Below are 17,957 nucleotides of genomic sequence, written 5' to 3'. Positions count from 1 at the left end.
ACCAATCCGCCGCCCACAGCAGTGGACGGCGGATTGACATATTTTAGGCTTAGCCTAAATCAGCTGGGATCCGTATTACTCGGAAACCTTCTGTGCTGCTGCGCCACCTGCGGGGGCGTAACCTGCAGCCTCTGCCGACTCAGCGGAGTCGAACCAGATTTCAGCCTTGGTGCTGGAGTACCAGCGGGAACCGGGCACGTGGTACTTCATGGAATCGGCGTTACCCTTAACCTCGAAGCCCTCGGGAGCCTCGCCGGACTCCAGGGGTGCGTGGGAACCTGCCGGCAGGCCCTCGGCTGCTTCAGCCTTGGGAGCCTCAGCTGCCTTCTCAGCAACCTTGGTTGCCTCAGCAACTGCACCCTTGGTTGCAACGGGCTCCATGACGAGCTCGATGACTGCCATGGGAGCGTTGTCACCCTTACGGTTACCGATCTTGATGATGCGGGTGTAACCACCGGGGCGCTCTGCCATTGCCGGAGCAATAACGGTGAAGAGCTCGTGCACGACGGACTTGTCGGTGATGGAACGCAGCACGCGACGGCGAGCAGCCAGGTCGCCCTTCTTACCGAAGGTGATGAAGCGCTCTGCCACCGGACGCAGGCGCTTTGCCTTGGTCAGGGTGGTAGTGATGCGCTTGTGCTGGAACAGCTGCGCCGACAGGTTGTTGAGCATGTGGCGCTCGTGGGTCGGGGAACCGCCGAGGCGGGGACCCTTAGTGGGAGTAGGCATAGTTAAATCTCCATAGTTGCGTTCCCTAACGCCCCAGCAGCGGAGCCTCTTAGGGAATCAAGTTTGACTGATCCCGGTGGAACCGGGTGAACTATTCGGTCGAAATTATTCGCCGGAACCGTCTTCGTCATCAAGCGGGCGTGCAGCAGGCTCGAAACCGGGAGGGGAGTCCTTCAAAGCCAGGCCGAGCTCGATGAGCTTTGCCTTGACCTCGTCAATGGACTTAGCACCGAAGTTACGGATGTCCATCAGGTCAGCTTCACTGCGGGTCACGAGCTCACCCACGGTGTGGATGCCCTCGCGCTTGAGGCAGTTGTAGGAGCGGACGGACATGTTCAGGTCCTCGATCGGCAGTGCCAAATCAGCGGCCATGGACTCGTCGGCGGGCGACGGGCCAACTTCGATACCCTCAGCTGCAATGTTCAGCTCACGTGCCAGGCCGAAGAGCTCGACCAGGGTGCTGCCTGCAGAAGCAACGGCGTCACGCGGTGCGATGGCTTCCTTGGTTTCGACGTCCAGGGTCAGGCTGTCGAAGTCGGTGCGCTGCTCAACACGGGTCGCGTTCACGCTGAAGGTAACCTTCAGAACCGGGGAGTAGATGGAGTCAACCGGGATACGGCCAATCTCGCCATCGCCGACCTTGTTCTGAGCTGCAGTCACGTAGCCGCGACCGCGCTCGATAACCAGCTCAGCGTTGAAGTTTGCCGAGGCGTTCAGGGTTGCCAGGTGCAGTTCCGGGTTGTGGATCTCCACGCCAGCGGGAACCTCGATGTCGCCTGCGGTCAGTTCACCTTCGCCCTGCTTGCGCAGGTAGGCCACGACGGGCTCGTCGTTCTCAGAAGAGATGGAGAGCTTCTTGATGTTCAAGATGATCTCAGTGACGTCCTCGGTCACGCCGGGAACGGTGCTGAACTCGTGCAGTACGCCATCAATGCGGACGCTGGTAACAGCGGCGCCGGGGATGGAGGACAGCAGAGTACGGCGGAGGGAGTTACCCATGGTGTAGCCGAAACCGGGCTCCAGAGGCTCGATGGTGAAGCGCGAGCGGTTGGGCGCTACGACCTCTTCAGTCAGAGTGGGGCGCTGTGCAATAAGCACTTTGTTTCCTTTCGGTGAGCTCCGCTATATGAGCCCACAGGTTGGGGAAAACATATCTTAGGAAGCAGACGGGTGTCTGTACTCTCCGGGTACAGCTCCGTGGAGCGTACCCGTCGAGGGATTAGGTCAGGGACCTAATTAGACGCGGCGGCGCTTCGGGGGACGGCAACCGTTGTGTGCAACGGGGGTAACGTCCTGGATCGAACCGACCTCGAGGCCTGCAGCCTGCAGGGAGCGGATTGCGGTTTCGCGACCGGAACCGGGGCCCTTGACGAACACGTCAACCTTGCGGACGCCGTGCTCCTTGGCGCGGTTTGCAGCAGCCTCAGCAGCCAGCTGTGCGGCGTAGGGGGTGGACTTACGGGAGCCCTTGAAGCCCATGTCGCCAGCGGAGGACCAGGAGATCACTGCACCGGTGGGATCGGTGATGGAGACGATGGTGTTGTTGAAGGTCGACTTGATGTGAGCCTGACCAGCAACGATGTTCTTGCTAACCTTGCGGCGGTTGGTCTTACGAGCTGCCGCAGCGCGAGTCTTGGGAGGCATTTTTGATTCTCCTACAAAGGTTTTCTAATACGTTGGTCGGATAGAGATATCCAACAGAGCAACGTTGCTTACTTCTTCTTACCTGCGACGGTACGCTTCGGGCCCTTGCGGGTACGTGCGTTAGTCTTGGTGCGCTGACCGTGAACCGGCAGGCCGCGGCGGTGGCGCAGGCCCTGGTAGGAACCGATTTCAACCTTACGGCGGATGTCAGCTGCAACCTCGCGGCGAAGATCACCTTCAACCTTGTAGTTGCCTTCGATGAAGTCACGAAGTGCCACGAGCTCCTGGTCGGTCAGGTCCTTGACGCGGGTGTCAGGGTTGACGCCGGTAGCAGCGAGGGTTTCGTGTGCACGGGTCTTGCCCACGCCGTAGATGTAAGTGAGAGCAACTTCCACGCGCTTTTCGCGGGGAATATCAACTCCAGCGAGACGTGCCATACTGGCTTCTCCTTGTTGTTTTCCAGAGGTCTATAGCATCACTGCCCGGGTTGTTCTGACCCGGTCCCCGGCCTCTGAGTCCGGAGGTATCCGAAGGCGCCTCGTTGGCGTTGCTTCGGAGCGGTGCCTATGACAATTCCGCCCTCTTACAGGGCGGCTATGAAGTCAGCTGCTAGGGATTAGCCCTGGCGCTGCTTGTGGCGCGGGTTTTCGCAGATCACCATGACCACACCGTGACGGCGGATCACCTTGCACTTATCGCAGATCGGCTTAACGCTCGGCTTGACCTTCATCGCATTCCTTTTGATTGCAACTTGCTTACTGGCGAGATAAGAGGTTCCCTCACTTACGTTGGGGAACTGCGTTATCCCTTTGAACACGATTTAAACGCCGCCAGAGGCGACGTTTATCTCGGGTTTACTTGTAACGGTAGACGATACGACCTCGGGAAAGGTCGTAGGGGCTCAGTTCCACTACTACTCGGTCCTCAGGCAGGATGCGAATGTAGTGCTGACGCATCTTGCCCGAGATGTGTGCGAGAACCTTGTGGCCGTTATCCAGCTCAACACGGAACATCGCGTTGGGCAGAGCTTCAACCACAGAGCCTTCAATCTCGATGACGCCGTCTTTCTTAGCCATATCCTCCGCTAACGTCGGTGCCCGTCGCAGGTGCGGCGGGCAAATGTATCTTCTGCTTGTGAGCTCACCGCGGTGAGGTGCTGGGGCGTTTTAAGGCGCACTTAACACTGGCACAAACAACCAACTGTTAACTCTACGGCAAAGAGCATGGAAAAACAACCGTGATTTTTATGACATCAGGCACTTAATGTTTAAAAGAAAGATGCCCCTCCCCCACGTTCCTGAAAGTCTTAATGACTTCCCTCCCGTAGGAAAGGGGCACCGTTTACCGGTCACAGCTCAACTGCTTAATCTTCCTTAGCAGCCAGCTGACCGCATGCACCATCAATATCGGAACCGCGAGTATCACGAATAGTCGTCGGAATACCGTGGGCACGCAGACGCTCAACAAAGTTCTGCTCAACGCCCTTACGGGATGCCGTCCACTTCGAACCCGGGGTCGGGTTCAGCGGAATCGGGTTCACGTGCACCCAACCACGGCCGCGCTGCGCCAGCTTCTTACCGAGCAAATCCGCACGCCAGCCCTGATCGTTAATATCGCGAATCAGCGCGTACTCAATGGAGACCCGGCGGCCGGTCGTACGGTAGTAGTCGTACGCAGCGTCCAGAGTCTCGTCAACCTTCCAACGCTGGTTAATCGGGATTAGCTCATCACGCAGCTCATCATCCGGAGCATGCAGAGACAGCGCCAAAGTAATGGGCAGCTTCTCCAGCTCAAACTTACGAATGCCGGGCACCAGCCCCACGGTCGACATGGTCAGACCACGAGCAGAAATACCGAGGCCCTCGGGCGAAGGGTCAATCAGGCGGTGTACAGCACCCATGGTTGCCTTGTAGTTAGCGAGCGCCTCACCCATACCCATGAAGACAATGTTGGAAACACGCAGTGGACGAGTATCCTCAGAGCCACCTTCTGCTTCTTCCAGGCCCTTCATCTGCTTCAGGTAGCGGGCACCGGCAACGACCTGCTCCACAATTTCTGCGGTGGACAGGTTACGGGTCAAACCCTGCTGACCGGTTGCACAGAAGGGGCAGTTCATACCGCAGCCAGCCTGCGAAGAGATGCACATGGTCACGCGGTTGTCATAGCGCATGATGACGGACTCAATGAGCGCACCGTCAAAGAGGCGGTGCACAACCTTCAGGGTGTCGCCACCGTCAGCCTCGAGGGTACGGACCGGAGTCAGAAGCTGGGGCATCGCCTGAGCAACCATCTGCTCGCGATCCTTAGCCGGCAGGTCAGTCATCTCGGCGGGGTCAGTGACCAGACGCTCAAAATAGTGCTTTGACAGCTGGGACGCACGGAAGGACTGGTAGCCCAGTTCCTTCAGAAATTCGCGGCGGCCAGCCATATCGAAGTCAGCGATGTGCTTGGGCGGCTTCGCGCGGCGCGGCGCTTTCAGGGCAATCTGGCCGGGTGCGGGGCGAACGTTCGAGATTTCAACCGGCACCTTGGTCGAAGCGGGTGCAGTGACCTCGCCGCTATTGAGAGTTTCGCTCATGGAGCTTCTTCCTTGTGATGTGGATGCTTTCGGATGCGCTATCACGCACCGGACCGGATTCGCCGGTTTCTTCGGGTGGAGGTGGGGCAGCTAAAGGTGTTCCCCTCCCCCAGTGGTGGGGCTTAGGCGGGAATCGGAACCGGGGTTACGCCGAAGCGAGCAAGTTCGCTGGCGCCGCCGTCTTCTGCGGTCAGAACCCAGATGCCGTCGCTGTGCACAGCAACGGAGTGCTCCCACTGGCATGCATCGGAGCCGTCAACGGTCACAACGGTCCAGTCATCGGAGAGCACCTTGGTCTCGATGGAGCCGGTGACGAGCATCGGTTCGATAGCGAAAGCCATGCCGGGCTTAATCTTCGGGCCCATGTCACGCACAGCGTAGTTCAGCACGTCCGGTGCCATGTGCATCTGGGAACCGATACCGTGGCCTACGTAGTCTTCAATGATGCCGTACTTATCGCCATATTCTTCGGTCACGTACGCTTCGATGGCAAGACCAATTTCGCCGACCTTTTTTGCGGTTGCCAGAGCGGCAATGCCGTGCCACATCGCCTCGCGGGTGACGGCGGAGAGCTCCGCGCGGGCTTCGCTTATGTTGTCACCAACCAGTACGGTGCGCGCCGAGTCACCGTGCCACTGGCGGTTGGTAGCGGGGTCGATGACGTATGCGCCACCGTCGATGGAGAGAATATCGCCGTCCTTGAGCACGTAGTCGCCGGGGATGCCGTGAACAACCTCGTGGTTGACGGAGGTGCATACGGTCGCCGGGTAGTCGTAGTAGCCGTAGAAGTTGGAGGTGCCACCCAGCTCCAGCATGGTGCGTTCAAAGGCGGCGTTCACCTCTGCGGTGGTTACGCCGGGGCGGGCTGCCGCCACTGCCGCATCGAGTGCACGGCTGGTAATGACGCCTGCACGAGCCATCTGCTGAAGCTGTGCGTTGGTTTTGATTTCGACTCGTGCCATTCTGACTCCTTAGGTATGTGGGGCGGTACGCCCAAGCTTAGAACTCTACAGACAGCACTGTACCCCCGCAAGTCTTTGTGATGCATCATGCATCCCAAATTGCGGGGGTACAGCAGAAGATTACTTCAGAGCGTCGAGGATGCGCTCGGTGACTTCAGCAATCTCGCCGAGGCCGTTAACTTCCTTGACGATGCCGCGTTCGCGGTAGATTGCGATCAGCGGTGCGGTCTCTTCTTCGTAGACCTTCAGGCGGTGACGGATGACCTCTTCGTTGTCATCGGTGCGACCCTGCTCTGCTGCGCGGTTGAGCAGACGCTCGACGAGTTCGTCGTTGTCTGCAACCAGCAGGAGAACGCGGTCGATCTTCTCGCCCTTGGCTTCGAGGATGGAGTCCAGCTCGTGCACCTGGGAGGTGTTGCGGGGGTAGCCGTCGAGCAGGAAGCCGTTGACGACGTCGCTTTCCTCCAGGCGTGCGCGCACCATGTTGTTGGTGACGGAGTCGGGAACCAGGTTGCCGGAGTCGATGTACGACTTCGCTTCCTTGCCCAGCTCGGTCTCTTCCTTGATGTTCTTGCGGAAGATATCACCGGTGGAAATCGCGGGAATCTTCAGCGCTTCAGCAATCTTGACGGCCTGGGTGCCCTTACCTGCACCGGGAGGGCCGACGATGAGCAGACGGTTCATCGGAGCAGTCCTTCGTAGTTTCGTTGTTGGAGCTGAGCGTTGATCTGCTTGAGAGTATCAAGACCAACACCCACCACGATCAGTAGCGAGGCGCCACCGAACGGGAAATTCTGGTTTGCGTTGAATAGGATAAGCGCTACGAGGGGAATCATGGAAATTACACCCAGGTAAAGTGCGCCAGGCAACGTAATTCGGTTGAGTACGTAGCTGAGGTAACGCTCGGTGGGCTTACCGGCACGGATACCGGGAATGAAGCCACCGTACTTCTTCATATTGTCCGCTACTTCTACCGGGTCGAAGGTGACCGCCACGTAGAAGTACGCGAAGCCAATAATCATGAAGAAGTAGAGAGCAATGTACAGCGGGTGATCGCCGCGCACCAGGTATGCGTTGATCCAGTTAACCCAGTCCGGCGGAGTGGAGCCGTCGGTGGGGGTGTTGAACTGGGCAATCAGACCGGGCAGGGTCAGCAGGGAGGAGGCGAAGATCAGGGGGATCACGCCTGCCATGTTGACCTTCAGCGGAATGTAGGTGCTGGTGCCACCAATGGTGCGTCGACCAATCATGCGCTTTGCGTACTGTACGGGGATACGGCGAACGGACTGCTCCACGTAGACCACAGCGAGCATGACCAGCAGGCCGATGCCGCAGACAGCTGCGAAGATACCCCAACCGTGGGTGCGCTGGATGGAGCCCAGAGCGCTCGGGAAGGAAGAAGCAATGGAGGTGAAGATCAGCAGGGACATGCCGTTGCCGACGCCACGCTCGGTAATCTGCTCACCCATCCACATGATGACGGTAGTACCCGCACACAGGGTGACGATGATCAGCAGGATGTGCAGTACGTCGTCCTGGGGAATGATGCCAGGGCAGTTACCCAACAGAACGCCGGAGCGCGCCATCGAGACGATGGTGGTTGCGTTCAGCAGAGCAAGAGCGATGGTCAGGTAGCGGGTGTACTGGGTGAGCTTTGCCTGACCCTGCGCGCCTTCATCGTGCAGCTCCTGGAATCGCGGGATGACCACGCGCAGCAGCTGGATGATAATGGACGCGGTAATGTACGGCATCACGCCGAGGGCAAAGATCGAAAGCTGCAGCAGTGCGCCACCACTGAAGAGGTTGACGATATCGTAGACGCCACCGCTCGTAACATTGGCGTTCAGACACTGCTGTACATTTCCGTAGGAAACGCCTGGCGCGGGGATGAAAGTGCCCACGCGGTACAGCACAATCATTGCCAGGGTAAACAGCAGCTTACGCCGCAAATCGGCGGTCTTAACGACTCGCCCGAATGCGCTCAGCACATGTCCTCCTGTAAGTCTATGGGGCGCCCATCCCTCTCAAGGAGTTTTAGGGCGCAGTAAACACATCTTCCAGTCTATCGTGTTTGGAGCGGGTAACGATAACTCCCTAGCAGATTATGTAGCTTTTATATTCTCTTAGCGTGATTTTTGAACACTAAATGTGGCGTGCACCAAGCGTTCAAATATACGAATACAGGAATATACCCCTGTTGTGAGTCTTTTCGAGCAGCAAAAAGCCCCCGCCGTACAGTGTACGGACGGGGGCTTTCTAGTCTTGAAGACTACTTAACGGTTACAGAACCGCCAGCGGCCTCGATCTTCTCGATAGCAGAAGCCGATGCCTTGTCGACAACAACGTTCACCTTGACGGAGATTTCGCCGTTGCCCAGAACCTTCACGAGCTCGTTCTTGCGAACGGCACCCTTAGCAACCAGTGCCTCGACGGTGACGTCGCCACCGTTGGGGAACAGTTCCTGGATGCGGTCCAGGTTAACAACCTGGTACTCGGTGCGGAAGGGGTTCTTGAAGCCGCGCAGCTTCGGCAGGCGCATGTGCAGCGGCAGCTGGCCGCCTTCGAAGCCTGCACGAACCTGGTAACGTGCCTTGGTACCCTTGGTACCGCGACCTGCGGTCTTACCCTTGGAGCCTTCACCGCGGCCAACGCGGGTCTTTGCCTTGTGGGCACCCGGTGCCGGGCGCAGATCGTGAATCTTGATAGCTTCTGCCATCTTTACTTGACCTCCTCAACCTTCACCAGGTGAGCAACGGTGTTAACCATGCCAACGGTGACGGGGTCAGCAGTGCGGACTACCTTGTTGCCGGGGCGCTTGAGGCCCAGGGAACGCAGGGTGTCGCGCATGTTCTGCTTCTGACCAACATAGGACTTGACCTGGGTGATTTCCAGCTTTGCGTCGCTGGGCTGAATACGCTTGGCCATTACTACGCACCTGCCTTTTCAGACTTGGTGTTGCGCAGGTAGCTGGGGATAACCTCATCGGTGGGCAGACCACGGCGGGCTGCCACTGCCAGGGGCTCCTCGAGCTCCTTGAGTGCTGCAACAGTTGCGTGAACGATGTTGATCTGGTTCGAGGAACCGAGCGACTTGGACAGCACATCGTGAATGCCTGCGCACTCGAGTACTGCACGCACGGGGCCACCTGCGATAACACCGGTACCAGCGGTTGCCGGACGGAGCATCACAACGCCTGCAGCTGCTTCACCCTGCACGCGGTGCGGGATGGTGCGGCCTTCGATGCGGGGAACGCGGAAGAAGTTCTTCTTTGCTTCCTCGACACCCTTGGAAATTGCTGCGGGAACTTCCTTAGCCTTACCGTAGCCAACGCCGACCAGGCCGTTACCGTCACCAACGACGACCAGTGCGGTGAAGCTGAAGCGACGACCACCCTTGACGACCTTGGAAACGCGGTTGATGGTCACAACGCGCTCGATGTACTTGTCCTTCTCCTCCTCGCGAGCGCGGTTGTTACGGCGCTCACCACGGCCACGACGCTCGCCGCGGTTGTTGCGGCGCTCCTCGCGCTGGTTGGAGGTCTCAGCGGTTTCAGCTACTACTGCTTCGCTCACCTGAGTTTCCTTTACGTTCTGCTCGCTCATTAGAGTGCAAGACCTCCCTCGCGTGCACCGTCAGCAACGGCTGCAACACGGCCGTGGTACTTGTTACCACCGCGGTCGAACACGACTGCCTCAACACCAGCTGCCTTGGCGCGCTCTGCAACGAGCTCACCAACGCGCTTTGCCTTAGCGGTCTTGTCCAGGTCAGCTGCACGCAGCTCTGCTTCCATGGTGGAAGCGGATGCCAGGGTTACGCCCTTGACATCGTCGATAACCTGAACGAACATGTGACGGGTCGAACGGGTGACGCACAGGCGCGGACGCGCAGCGGTACCCGAAACGTACTTGCGGATGCGAGCGTGACGACGTGCACGCTGCGCTGCCTTCGACTTGATAGCCATGTTTACTTACCAGCCTTTCCGACCTTGCGGCGGATGTGCTCACCTGCGTAGCGAACACCCTTACCCTTGTAGGGATCGGGCTTACGCAGACCACGAATGTTTGCTGCAACCTGACCAACGAGCTGCTTGTCGATACCCGACACGGTCAGCTTGTTAGCACCCTCCACTGCGAAGGTAATACCCTCGGGAGCGGTGATGTTGATCGGGTGGGAGTAGCCCAGAGCGAACTCCAGGTCGTTACCCTTCGGGGTCACACGGTAACCGGTACCAACGATTTCCAGCTTCTTCTCGTAGCCGGAGGTAACGCCGATAATCAGGTTCTGAATCAGGGTACGAGTCAGACCGTGCAGCGAGCGAGACAGGCGCTCGTCGTTCGGACGAGATACAACGATCTCATTTTCGTTCAGAGCCACGGTGATGGGGGAAGCTACCTTGTGGGAGAGCTCGCCCTTCGGGCCCTTAACGGTGACCAGGTTGCCATCGACCTTAACCTCAACGCCGGCGGGAACCGAGATGGGGAGACGTCCAATACGTGACATTATTCTCTTCCTTTCTCTTCTAACCGACTACCAGATGTAAGCGATGACTTCGCCGCCCACGCCCTTCTTCGCTGCCTGCTTGTCAGTGAGCAGACCCGAAGAGGTGGACAGGATTGCGATGCCGAGGCCACCCAGAACCTGGGGCAGGTTGGTGGACTTTGCGTAGGTACGCAGGCCCGGCTTGGAAATACGACGCACGCCAGCGATGGAACGCTCGCGGGACGGACCGTACTTGAGGACGAGGGTCAGGGTCTTGCCGACCTTTGCATCCTCAACCTTCACGTCGGCGATGTAGCCCTCAGCCTTCAGGATCTCTGCAATGCGAGCCTTCAGCTTGGAGTAGGGCATGGATACGGTGTCGTGGTATGCGGAGTTTGCGTTACGCAAACGGGTCAGCATATCTGCGACCGGATCAGTCATAGTCATTGTGGGCTTTAGCCCTTCCTCGTTGTGGTTTCCCTACCCCGCGGTAACGGGGTCTGGACCTACAACGTAGTCGTTAGTTGGTCTTGAACGGGAAGCCCAGTGCCTTCAGGATTGCACGGCCTTCTTCGTCGGTCTTCGCGGAGGTCACCACGGTGATGTCCATACCACGCACGCGGTCGATCGAGTCCTGATCGATTTCGTGGAACATGGACTGCTCGGTCAGACCGAAGGTGTAGTTACCGTTACCGTCAAACTGGCGGTCCGAGAGGCCACGGAAGTCGCGGATTCGGGGCAGTGCCAGGGTGACGAGGCGGTCCAGGAATTCCCACATGCGGTCGCCACGCAGGGTGACGTGTGCGCCGATGGGCATACCTTCGCGCAGCTTGAACTGTGCGATGGACTTCTTCGCGCGGGTAACAATCGGCTTCTGACCGGTGATTGCGGTGAGATCGCGGATTGCGCCGTCCATGAGCTTTGCGTCGCGAGCTGCCTCGCCGACACCCATGTTTACGACGACCTTAACGATCTTCGGGGTCTGCATGACGTTCTCGTACTTGAACTCTTCCTGCAGAGCGGGAACGACGACCTCAGCGTACTTGGTCTTGAAGCGGGGGGTGATCTTGGTTTCGGTCATTAGATGTCCTTACCCGAACGCTTAGCAACGCGCACGCGAACGGTGCGCTCCTTGCCGTCACGCTCTACAGTCTCGAGGCGGAAACCAACACGGGTCGGCTTCTTGGTCTCGGGGTCAACAATCGCAACGTTAGAAACGTGGATCGGTGCCTCAACCTTCTGAATGCCGCCTGCTGCGCCGGTCAGGGGGTTAGCCTTGGTGTGCTTGGTGACGACCTTGACGCCCTCAACAATCACGCGGTTTTCCTTGGGGAGAACCTTCAGAACCTTGCCCTGCTTGCCCTTATCTGCACCGGAAATAACCTGAACCAGGTCGCCGGACTTGATCTTAGCCATGAATTAGAGCACCTCCGGAGCCAGCGAAACGATCTTCATGAACTTCTTGTCGCGAAGTTCACGACCCACGGGGCCGAAGATACGGGTACCACGGGGATCACCATCAGTGTTCTTCAGGATCACTGCGGAGTTCTCGTCGAACTTGATGTAGGAACCGTCGGGACGACGGGTTTCCTTCTTGGTGCGGACGACGACTGCCTTGACAACGTCACCCTTCTTTACGGTACCGCCGGGGATTGCATCCTTGACGGTTGCGACAATGATGTCGCCAATGCCTGCGTAGCGACGCGAGGAACCACCGAGAACACGGATGGTCAGGATTTCCTTCGCACCAGTGTTGTCGGCGACCTTCAGTCGCGACTCCTGCTGAATCATATTTCTCCTGTCGTCTCGCCGGTTCCGACTCGCTTTAGGCGCGAGCCAGCCTTGCGGAACATTTTTACGGGATTGGTTGACGCCCCGGGCCCCATCTCTGTGGGAGGGGTTAGCGGAAACGCCTGGGGCAAACCCATGCCAGAAGCATTTGGACCCGCGTGAAGCGGGCGTATCCACCCGTAAATAGCGGCATTATGCACTGGCACGAGAAGCCCGTGGTTGTGCGGCTATTTGGATACAGCCACACAGTCTTAACACTATACAGGAAGCAGGTATCTAGCGCAAGGGCTTGTTAACTATGATTTCGGTCTCCACTACCCTATTCACCAAGACAATGCATGTATCGGAGACCAAAAACCTCATACCCCACATCAACACCGAACGAGAAGGCGGCTTATTTGACACTTAAAGCAGGAGGCCCCTTCGTGTAGTTCCTGACGCATAAGAAACTGAAGGGGCCTCGAGAAATCTACCAAACAATGTGTAAAACAAGGATGGTAGATATTTATATTTTACTACGTTTTAATATGCCCCCACGACAGACTTGCCGCAGGGCTGGCGAGAGATCCCAGAGGTTCCACTCCTCGTAAACGTGCATACCGGACTAGAGTACAGCACGCCTACCACTCTCCACTCAGCAGCTAAGGCACATACACTTTCGCAATACCGTCACGAACGATAGCGCGAGGAGTTTCTCCGGGGCGAGACTCCTCCGCCGCCTCATAGTATTCACCGGAGTGCGCATCCAGCACGTAGGGAACCATAACTGCTGAGTAGTCCCCTGCCTTATCAATAACGACGACGCTCCCATCTTTCAACAGGACCTGATGATTAATACGGGTTGGGGCTACCTGCAGAGTCTCAACAATGGTTCGATTGAGCGTGTTAACGACGGTAACAGTTCCGCCGCCAGCAGCGGCTGGGTCTCCCTTGCCCCCAAAATCGGCAACATAGAGCAGCTGGCGTTCTGCATCGAGCAAGATATCGGTGGGCATTTTGCCGAATGGAAGATAAGCGAGGTGTTCGCCCTCAAAACTCAGAACATATAGACCGCCGTTTTTACCCTCGCGCCCCTGTGCAGAGACATACAGTTCGCCGCGCGTTGGATCAATCTCCACACCGTGAACACCGATTGGAGCATTGGCGTCTTCCCCGCCAGTTACGGGTAGCCTACGTACGAGCCCCCAGGTGTTCATGTCCACAACCCAGATTTCATCTCGCATAATATTCGGGATGTACAGGCGGCTACGAGCTTCATCAGCTACGGGTCCTAGTAGCATAGCGGGACCGTCCCCTTGAAGAGAGCTAACCGTGCGTTCTCCTTCTGCGTTAGGTGCAGCGATTACCTGGTAACCACCCATTCCGGTCACGAGTACGGCACCGCTGGGTGCAACATATAGCTCACGCGGAATTAGCATCTCCACTCCTAGAGCGAGAGAATCCCATACGAGCGCTAGGTCTTTTTGGGAGTATGCGGATACCGAATTTGTGCGGGTTCCTCCGGTCCAGAGAAGCTCCCGCTCGTTGTCTGCTGCTAGACCGTAGGCAGCCTGGATTTGGAAGAGGTTCTCTAACCCGGGGTTATTTTCCGGGATAGCAGGCAGAACAGCCGTCTTCTCAACCTGCAGGGTATCTGCGTTTATGCGTGCGATTGTTGCGCAGAGAGTACCGTGGGTCTTCGTGTGATTAAAGCTTCCGCTTACGAAAAGAACGTTCTCTTCGGGGTTGTATGCCACTTGATACTGCCCAGCGAGCCCCGCAGAACGATCCACAGAAAAATGGTTGGCGCCCAGGGTGCTCTTCTGTTCTTCTCCTGAGGCTGAGGGAACCATAGATATCTCCAGAGTTGTGTAGGTTGGAGGCTAGCTCACCTCATATTTTGCGGGCTTAGCATCCGGAGCTTTCTGTTATACATCTTACGCTTCACCCACCACTTTGAGGCTTTTCTGGCGTAGTCCATGCGCTGCGCCGTTCGTGGCCAAGATACCCTATATCGGCAATACTCATTGCTCTCCCCCGGGATCTGAGTGAGGTGGATTTACTCAACGAAAACTTTGCAGTCTGCATATAATCAGCACAAAAGACATCTATCTAGAGATATTGACAGATTATAGAGTTTATAAGCTTATCCTGAGGCGTCTAGAGCCATGGATTTCGTAATATTTCGTCACTTCTGAGCCCCTCAAAGCAGCGTTCCGAAAAAATCTGCTTAAAAATTTAGAAATTAAGGGTTGTTTTTTCAAAAATCAAGTTTTTTGGTAATAAACACGCTTCAAGGTGCGAAAATCAACGAGATGTACCATAATAGAAGAGACGCATGCGTCAAATAAGAGGTTCGGTCCTTATCGGACAGATTTCTTGGGTCCCTTTTTCCTCGCTAATCCGTTTGTCTAGGGACCGAACCTCGCTTTGACACTAAACCCGCACTTCGGTGCGGGTTTTCTTTATATCTGAGGCGCTAGAACCCTACATTTCATTCTTTGGGGCTGTTAAATCGTCAAATATGGGTGAGCGAGTGCAGAGGGGGCGCCCCCGCTACTACTTCTGCCCCTGGTCTAGGCCTTCCGCCTATATAACAGGCATATATGCAAACTGAAAGGGGCGGTACCCATCGCTTCGATGGGTACCGCCCCTTTCAATGTGTATCGACAGTTTCAGAAAGTCAATCGGGTTCTTGAATATCTAGTAGATCCCGCTCTGCCTCTTTAGCTACTACCGAGCGGTAGTATCGTGGGCTGCCTGGGGTACGGACTATGCCTTGCGGCGACGTGCTACCAGCACGGTTGCGCCAACGACCAGGGCAAGAACGCCAATTCCGGCTGCAATGACGACGCCCGAAGCACCGGTGTTAGCCAGTGAAGACTTCGAGGAGTTCGAAGAGGTAGAGCCGTTGCTGGAAGAGGTGACGTTCTGCGACGAAGATCCGGAGGTCTTCGGAGCAGCGTTGTCCTTCTTCTGGGTCTCGGAGTTCAAAGAATCCACGGGAGCCTTGGACTGGTCCTTAGCGTTTTCCTTTGCCTGTTCCTTGGATTCTGCCGATGCGGAAGGCGCTGCAGAGGGGTTAGTTACAGGTGCGTTAGCCGACTCGGATGCCTTCGGCTCCGAAACCTTCGGCGCAGGTGCCTGGTTTTCAACGCTGAAGGTGTACTCTACGGCAACGCCACCACGTACGTTATCGTTCTCTGCCAAGGAACCGGAGAGCAGGTAGATAGCAACGCTATCGCCGGTCTTCAGTTCTTCAGTCAGGTTAGAGTTTGCCACGGTGGGGCGGTCGATGGTTGCGGTGAAGTTACCGTTTTCGTCCGCCTTGATGTATGCCCAGATGCCTGCGCTATTGCCTTCAACGCCTTCGAGCTTGGGCTCTTCCTTCGCGGAAATAGCGCCCTTGTTCAGCTTGACGGCAATAACGGAGCCCTTACCGTCCAGAGTCTTGAAGCCTTCACCACGGAAGGTCAGCTTCTGGCCGTCCCAGGTCTTGGGGAAGTAGACCTTAGCGCCGTCCTTGTACTCGTGCACAACCTCATTGGAATTTGCGCTTTCGGAGGGTGCCGGGGTGCTGGGTTCGGGCTTTGCGGACTCGCTCGGAGCCGGGGTGGTCGGCTCAGGCTTAGCAGACTCGCTCGGAGCCGGGGTGGTCGGCTCAGGCTTAGCAGACTCACTCGGAGCCGGGGTGGTCGGCTCAGGCTTAGCAGACTCACTCGGAGCAGGAGTGGGCGCATCACTATCAGGCAGGCTCAGCTTAGTGCCCGCGGGGTAAGTGGTAGTCACGCCAGAGGGAGCAGCAGAGACCTGGGTGGTTTCTGCCGGTGCGCAGGTCTCAGCGGTGTCTGCCTTCTTCTCTGCAACAGTTGCGGAGAGCGCTTCACCACCGCGAGGAGTGTCACCTTCAACAATGGAGCCGGAGAGCAGGAAGACCGAAACCTTATCGCCGCTCTTCAGATTTTCCGTCAGGTTAGAGTTTTCGGTGGTCGGGTACGGCAGTTCAGCGGTGAAATTACCGTTCTCATCTGCCTGGATGTACGCCCAAACACCTGCGCTGTTGCCCTCAGCACCGTTGAACTTCGGCTCTTCCTTCGCGGAGATGCGGCCCTTGTTCAGCTTGACTGCGAGTACGGAGCCCTTTGAACCGTCCTGAGTCTTGAAACCTTCACCGCGCAGCTTCAGGGTTTCACCGGTGGTCCAGTCCTTCACGGCGTAGAGCTTAGCGCCGTCGGCGTAGGTCTTCACCAGTTCTTCAGAAGAAGTCTGTGCAGCAGGCTTCGCGGTGGTTTCAACGGTGGTGTTGATCTTCACCATGACGCCGGGAGTAATCGGGGAGTCTGCGTTGTCCTTGCCCTTGGGCTCGGTGCTAGAGGTGCGGTATTCGCCGGTGGTCTTATCGATGGTGTAGTCGGTTTCGATAGCGGAAGCGCCTTCGATGCTGCGTGCTACAGCGTATACACTGCCGTCTGCAGCGACCAGAACATCATTTGCGCCGCTGGTCGCACCGGTAGACACCTGAGAAACAACGGTGCCGGTTCGTGCATCAACAACACCGACGTTGCCGGTGCCGTAATCGGTCACGTACAGCAGGTCACGTGCTTCATCGGAGGTGATCGCAAGAGCCTGAGAGCCGAAAGGAATGGTCTTCTTGTAAGCGCCGGTTTCGAGATTGTAAACGGTAATACCGGAGTTAGTGCCCTTACGGTCACCCTGGGAGCTGACGTAGATTTCCTTCAGAGACTTGTCGATAGTGACGTCAGAGGCGTTCAGGTCGGCTTCAGCATTGTCCTTGTGCAGCTGAATGGTCTTCTCAACCTCGTAGCTCTTGGTGTCGATTACCTTCACAGTGCCGGCACTCAGGGAAGGCACGTAAAGCTTGCCGTCTGCGGAATCTACGTGCATGTTCATTGCGATGTCAGATTCGCCCTTGGCGTCAGTAAATTCAATCTTCTTGACCAGGGCGTGCCGAGTGGTGTCGAAGACACTAATGCCGCCGGAGCCAGATACAAAGACCTTACCGCTGGAGGGGTCGACGCGTACCTCGCGGGGGTGGTTGACGTCGCCTTCTGCGCTACTCCAAATAATCTTGTTGGTCGCGGGATCGAAGACAGATACCTTGTTGACGCGGGTCTGGGTCACCCATACGTATCCGGTTGCTTCATCGTAAGCGATACCGTAGGGAGATTCAATCTGCTTACCGGTCGGTGCGGTAGCGCCACGTGCAATAAAGTCCGTGGTCGGGAACTGGTAGACAGTAGCAAGGCTCGGGGTGGATGCAACGTTCCAGGTGCCGACGCCACCGGTCAGAATCGGCGGGCGGCCGGAGGAGAAGGAAGTGTAGAGGGAGGAGGTTGCTGCCGAGTATGCAAGCTGGTACTGGCCGGGCAGGCCCTGGTACTGGGTAGCACGCACTGCAATGTGGCGGCATTCCTCAGTGGAGCTCTGGGAGTTCCCGCCGGGAACGGATGCGGAGACGTTTGCCGCAAAGGTAGCGGGAACGGCAGCGAAAGAGCCTGCAACAACGGAAAGTGCGCCAGCAATGGCGAGCAGCTTACGTGAGGGCTTGGGTGAAGAAGTCATGATGATCCTCAATGATGTGTAGTGGTACTTCTCCAAAGGTCGTGCAACCTCCGGAAGGTGCAAAGCCACCCGACTAATTATTAGGAAAGGTTATGCTAAGCAACTATAAAGTTGATAATAAGTCCCTAATCAGGTTGTTTTCAAGTGCTGCTCATCGGATTCCGCAGTCCCCAGGCGCCTTACTCACGTATTACTTTTCATTTTTTCGCCCT

Annotated in this window: 21 protein-coding genes; all 21 read right to left on the bottom strand. The window is 57.1% G+C overall.

Annotated elements, in window-relative coordinates:
* Positions 1-75: 75 nt before the first annotated feature.
* The 21 genes from rplQ to ROTMU0001_RS04645 all read right to left on the bottom strand — a co-directional run bounded on the left by rplQ (position 76) and on the right by ROTMU0001_RS04645 (position 17,745).
* Positions 76-729 (bottom strand): 50S ribosomal protein L17, encoded by a 654-nt coding sequence (gene rplQ, locus ROTMU0001_RS04745; RefSeq protein ID WP_005505032.1) that lies wholly within the window; start codon positions 727-729, stop codon positions 76-78.
* A 105-nt stretch (positions 730-834) separates the two neighbouring features.
* Positions 835-1,827, bottom strand: a complete 993-nt coding sequence (locus tag ROTMU0001_RS04740) for a DNA-directed RNA polymerase subunit alpha (RefSeq protein WP_005505031.1) — start codon at positions 1,825-1,827, stop codon at positions 835-837.
* 138 nt (positions 1,828-1,965) lie between these two features.
* Positions 1,966-2,373, bottom strand: a complete 408-nt coding sequence (rpsK, locus tag ROTMU0001_RS04735; RefSeq protein WP_005505028.1) for a 30S ribosomal protein S11 — start codon at positions 2,371-2,373, stop codon at positions 1,966-1,968.
* 68 nt (positions 2,374-2,441) lie between these two features.
* Positions 2,442-2,810, bottom strand: coding sequence for a 30S ribosomal protein S13 (gene rpsM / locus ROTMU0001_RS04730; RefSeq protein ID WP_005505026.1), 369 nt, complete (start codon positions 2,808-2,810; stop codon positions 2,442-2,444).
* A 179-nt stretch (positions 2,811-2,989) separates the two neighbouring features.
* Positions 2,990-3,103: a 50S ribosomal protein L36 gene (gene rpmJ, locus ROTMU0001_RS04725; protein WP_004005257.1), complete on the bottom strand. Its 114-nt coding sequence runs from the start codon at positions 3,101-3,103 to the stop codon at positions 2,990-2,992.
* A 124-nt stretch (positions 3,104-3,227) separates the two neighbouring features.
* Complete coding sequence (infA, locus tag ROTMU0001_RS04720; RefSeq protein WP_005505018.1) at positions 3,228-3,449, bottom strand: translation initiation factor IF-1; 222 nt, start codon at positions 3,447-3,449, stop codon at positions 3,228-3,230.
* Between the two features lie 287 nt (positions 3,450-3,736).
* Complete coding sequence (rlmN, locus tag ROTMU0001_RS04715) at positions 3,737-4,951, bottom strand: dual-specificity RNA methyltransferase RlmN (protein WP_005508405.1); 1,215 nt, start codon at positions 4,949-4,951, stop codon at positions 3,737-3,739.
* A gap of 122 nt (positions 4,952-5,073) precedes the next feature.
* Positions 5,074-5,913 (bottom strand): type I methionyl aminopeptidase, encoded by an 840-nt coding sequence (map, locus tag ROTMU0001_RS04710; RefSeq protein WP_005508404.1) that lies wholly within the window; start codon positions 5,911-5,913, stop codon positions 5,074-5,076.
* Positions 5,914-6,033: 120 nt separating this feature from the next.
* Entirely contained in the window at positions 6,034-6,597 is a 564-nt protein-coding gene (locus ROTMU0001_RS04705; protein ID WP_005505015.1) for an adenylate kinase, read from the bottom strand.
* A complete protein-coding gene (gene secY / locus ROTMU0001_RS04700) occupies positions 6,594-7,901 on the bottom strand; it encodes a preprotein translocase subunit SecY (protein WP_005505014.1) in 1,308 nt (435 codons plus the stop codon). The genes ROTMU0001_RS04705 and secY overlap by 4 nt, the downstream gene beginning before the upstream one ends.
* A gap of 281 nt (positions 7,902-8,182) precedes the next feature.
* Positions 8,183-8,629, bottom strand: a complete 447-nt coding sequence (rplO, locus tag ROTMU0001_RS04695) for a 50S ribosomal protein L15 (protein ID WP_005505008.1) — start codon at positions 8,627-8,629, stop codon at positions 8,183-8,185.
* A 2-nt stretch (positions 8,630-8,631) separates the two neighbouring features.
* Complete coding sequence (rpmD, locus tag ROTMU0001_RS04690; RefSeq protein ID WP_004005265.1) at positions 8,632-8,838, bottom strand: 50S ribosomal protein L30; 207 nt, start codon at positions 8,836-8,838, stop codon at positions 8,632-8,634.
* Positions 8,839-8,840: 2 nt separating this feature from the next.
* Positions 8,841-9,485, bottom strand: a complete 645-nt coding sequence (gene rpsE / locus ROTMU0001_RS04685) for a 30S ribosomal protein S5 (protein ID WP_171840195.1) — start codon at positions 9,483-9,485, stop codon at positions 8,841-8,843.
* A gap of 29 nt (positions 9,486-9,514) precedes the next feature.
* Positions 9,515-9,874 (bottom strand): 50S ribosomal protein L18, encoded by a 360-nt coding sequence (rplR, locus tag ROTMU0001_RS04680; RefSeq protein WP_005505006.1) that lies wholly within the window; start codon positions 9,872-9,874, stop codon positions 9,515-9,517.
* 2 nt (positions 9,875-9,876) lie between these two features.
* The gene (gene rplF / locus ROTMU0001_RS04675; protein WP_005505004.1) at positions 9,877-10,413 is read right to left on the bottom strand and encodes a 50S ribosomal protein L6; all 537 of its coding nucleotides are present in this window, start codon (positions 10,411-10,413) and stop codon (positions 9,877-9,879) included.
* A 27-nt stretch (positions 10,414-10,440) separates the two neighbouring features.
* The gene (rpsH, locus tag ROTMU0001_RS04670; protein WP_005505003.1) at positions 10,441-10,839 is read right to left on the bottom strand and encodes a 30S ribosomal protein S8; all 399 of its coding nucleotides are present in this window, start codon (positions 10,837-10,839) and stop codon (positions 10,441-10,443) included.
* 73 nt (positions 10,840-10,912) lie between these two features.
* Positions 10,913-11,473, bottom strand: coding sequence for a 50S ribosomal protein L5 (gene rplE, locus ROTMU0001_RS04665; RefSeq protein WP_005505001.1), 561 nt, complete (start codon positions 11,471-11,473; stop codon positions 10,913-10,915).
* Positions 11,473-11,808 (bottom strand): 50S ribosomal protein L24, encoded by a 336-nt coding sequence (rplX, locus tag ROTMU0001_RS04660; RefSeq protein WP_005504988.1) that lies wholly within the window; start codon positions 11,806-11,808, stop codon positions 11,473-11,475. The genes rplE and rplX overlap by 1 nt, the downstream gene beginning before the upstream one ends.
* 3 nt (positions 11,809-11,811) lie before the next feature.
* Complete coding sequence (gene rplN, locus ROTMU0001_RS04655; RefSeq protein WP_005504986.1) at positions 11,812-12,183, bottom strand: 50S ribosomal protein L14; 372 nt, start codon at positions 12,181-12,183, stop codon at positions 11,812-11,814.
* Positions 12,184-12,824: 641 nt separating this feature from the next.
* On the bottom strand, positions 12,825-14,015 hold the full coding sequence (locus tag ROTMU0001_RS04650; protein ID WP_005508403.1) for a YncE family protein: 1,191 nt from the start codon (positions 14,013-14,015) through the stop codon (positions 12,825-12,827).
* Positions 14,016-14,934: 919 nt separating this feature from the next.
* On the bottom strand, positions 14,935-17,745 hold the full coding sequence (locus ROTMU0001_RS04645) for a Vgb family protein (RefSeq protein ID WP_005508402.1): 2,811 nt from the start codon (positions 17,743-17,745) through the stop codon (positions 14,935-14,937).
* Positions 17,746-17,957 lie beyond the last annotated feature (212 nt).

Origin of the sequence: Rothia mucilaginosa ATCC 25296 (assembly GCF_000175615.1) — a bacterium.
GTDB classification, from domain to species: domain Bacteria; phylum Actinomycetota; class Actinomycetes; order Actinomycetales; family Micrococcaceae; genus Rothia; species Rothia mucilaginosa.
This window is presented reverse-complemented; position numbering and strand designations above follow the sequence as displayed.

Coding starts and splice junctions, on each gene's coding strand:
- rplQ (WP_005505032.1), bottom strand. CDS start 729: ATGCCTACTCCCACTAAGGGTCCCCGCCTCGGCGGTTCCCCGACCCAC.
- rpsK (WP_005505028.1), bottom strand. CDS start 2,373: ATGCCTCCCAAGACTCGCGCTGCGGCAGCTCGTAAGACCAACCGCCGC.
- rpsM (WP_005505026.1), bottom strand. CDS start 2,810: ATGGCACGTCTCGCTGGAGTTGATATTCCCCGCGAAAAGCGCGTGGAA.
- rpmJ (WP_004005257.1), bottom strand. CDS start 3,103: ATGAAGGTCAAGCCGAGCGTTAAGCCGATCTGCGATAAGTGCAAGGTG.
- infA (WP_005505018.1), bottom strand. CDS start 3,449: ATGGCTAAGAAAGACGGCGTCATCGAGATTGAAGGCTCTGTGGTTGAA.
- rlmN (WP_005508405.1), bottom strand. CDS start 4,951: ATGAGCGAAACTCTCAATAGCGGCGAGGTCACTGCACCCGCTTCGACC.
- map (WP_005508404.1), bottom strand. CDS start 5,913: ATGGCACGAGTCGAAATCAAAACCAACGCACAGCTTCAGCAGATGGCT.
- ROTMU0001_RS04705 (WP_005505015.1), bottom strand. CDS start 6,597: ATGAACCGTCTGCTCATCGTCGGCCCTCCCGGTGCAGGTAAGGGCACC.
- rplO (WP_005505008.1), bottom strand. CDS start 8,629: ATGGCAGAAGCTATCAAGATTCACGATCTGCGCCCGGCACCGGGTGCC.
- rpmD (WP_004005265.1), bottom strand. CDS start 8,838: ATGGCCAAGCGTATTCAGCCCAGCGACGCAAAGCTGGAAATCACCCAG.
- rplR (WP_005505006.1), bottom strand. CDS start 9,874: ATGGCTATCAAGTCGAAGGCAGCGCAGCGTGCACGTCGTCACGCTCGC.
- rplF (WP_005505004.1), bottom strand. CDS start 10,413: ATGTCACGTATTGGACGTCTCCCCATCTCGGTTCCCGCCGGCGTTGAG.
- rpsH (WP_005505003.1), bottom strand. CDS start 10,839: ATGACTATGACTGATCCGGTCGCAGATATGCTGACCCGTTTGCGTAAC.
- rplE (WP_005505001.1), bottom strand. CDS start 11,473: ATGACCGAAACCAAGATCACCCCCCGCTTCAAGACCAAGTACGCTGAG.
- rplX (WP_005504988.1), bottom strand. CDS start 11,808: ATGGCTAAGATCAAGTCCGGCGACCTGGTTCAGGTTATTTCCGGTGCA.
- rplN (WP_005504986.1), bottom strand. CDS start 12,183: ATGATTCAGCAGGAGTCGCGACTGAAGGTCGCCGACAACACTGGTGCG.
- ROTMU0001_RS04650 (WP_005508403.1), bottom strand. CDS start 14,015: ATGGTTCCCTCAGCCTCAGGAGAAGAACAGAAGAGCACCCTGGGCGCC.
- ROTMU0001_RS04645 (WP_005508402.1), bottom strand. CDS start 17,745: ATGACTTCTTCACCCAAGCCCTCACGTAAGCTGCTCGCCATTGCTGGC.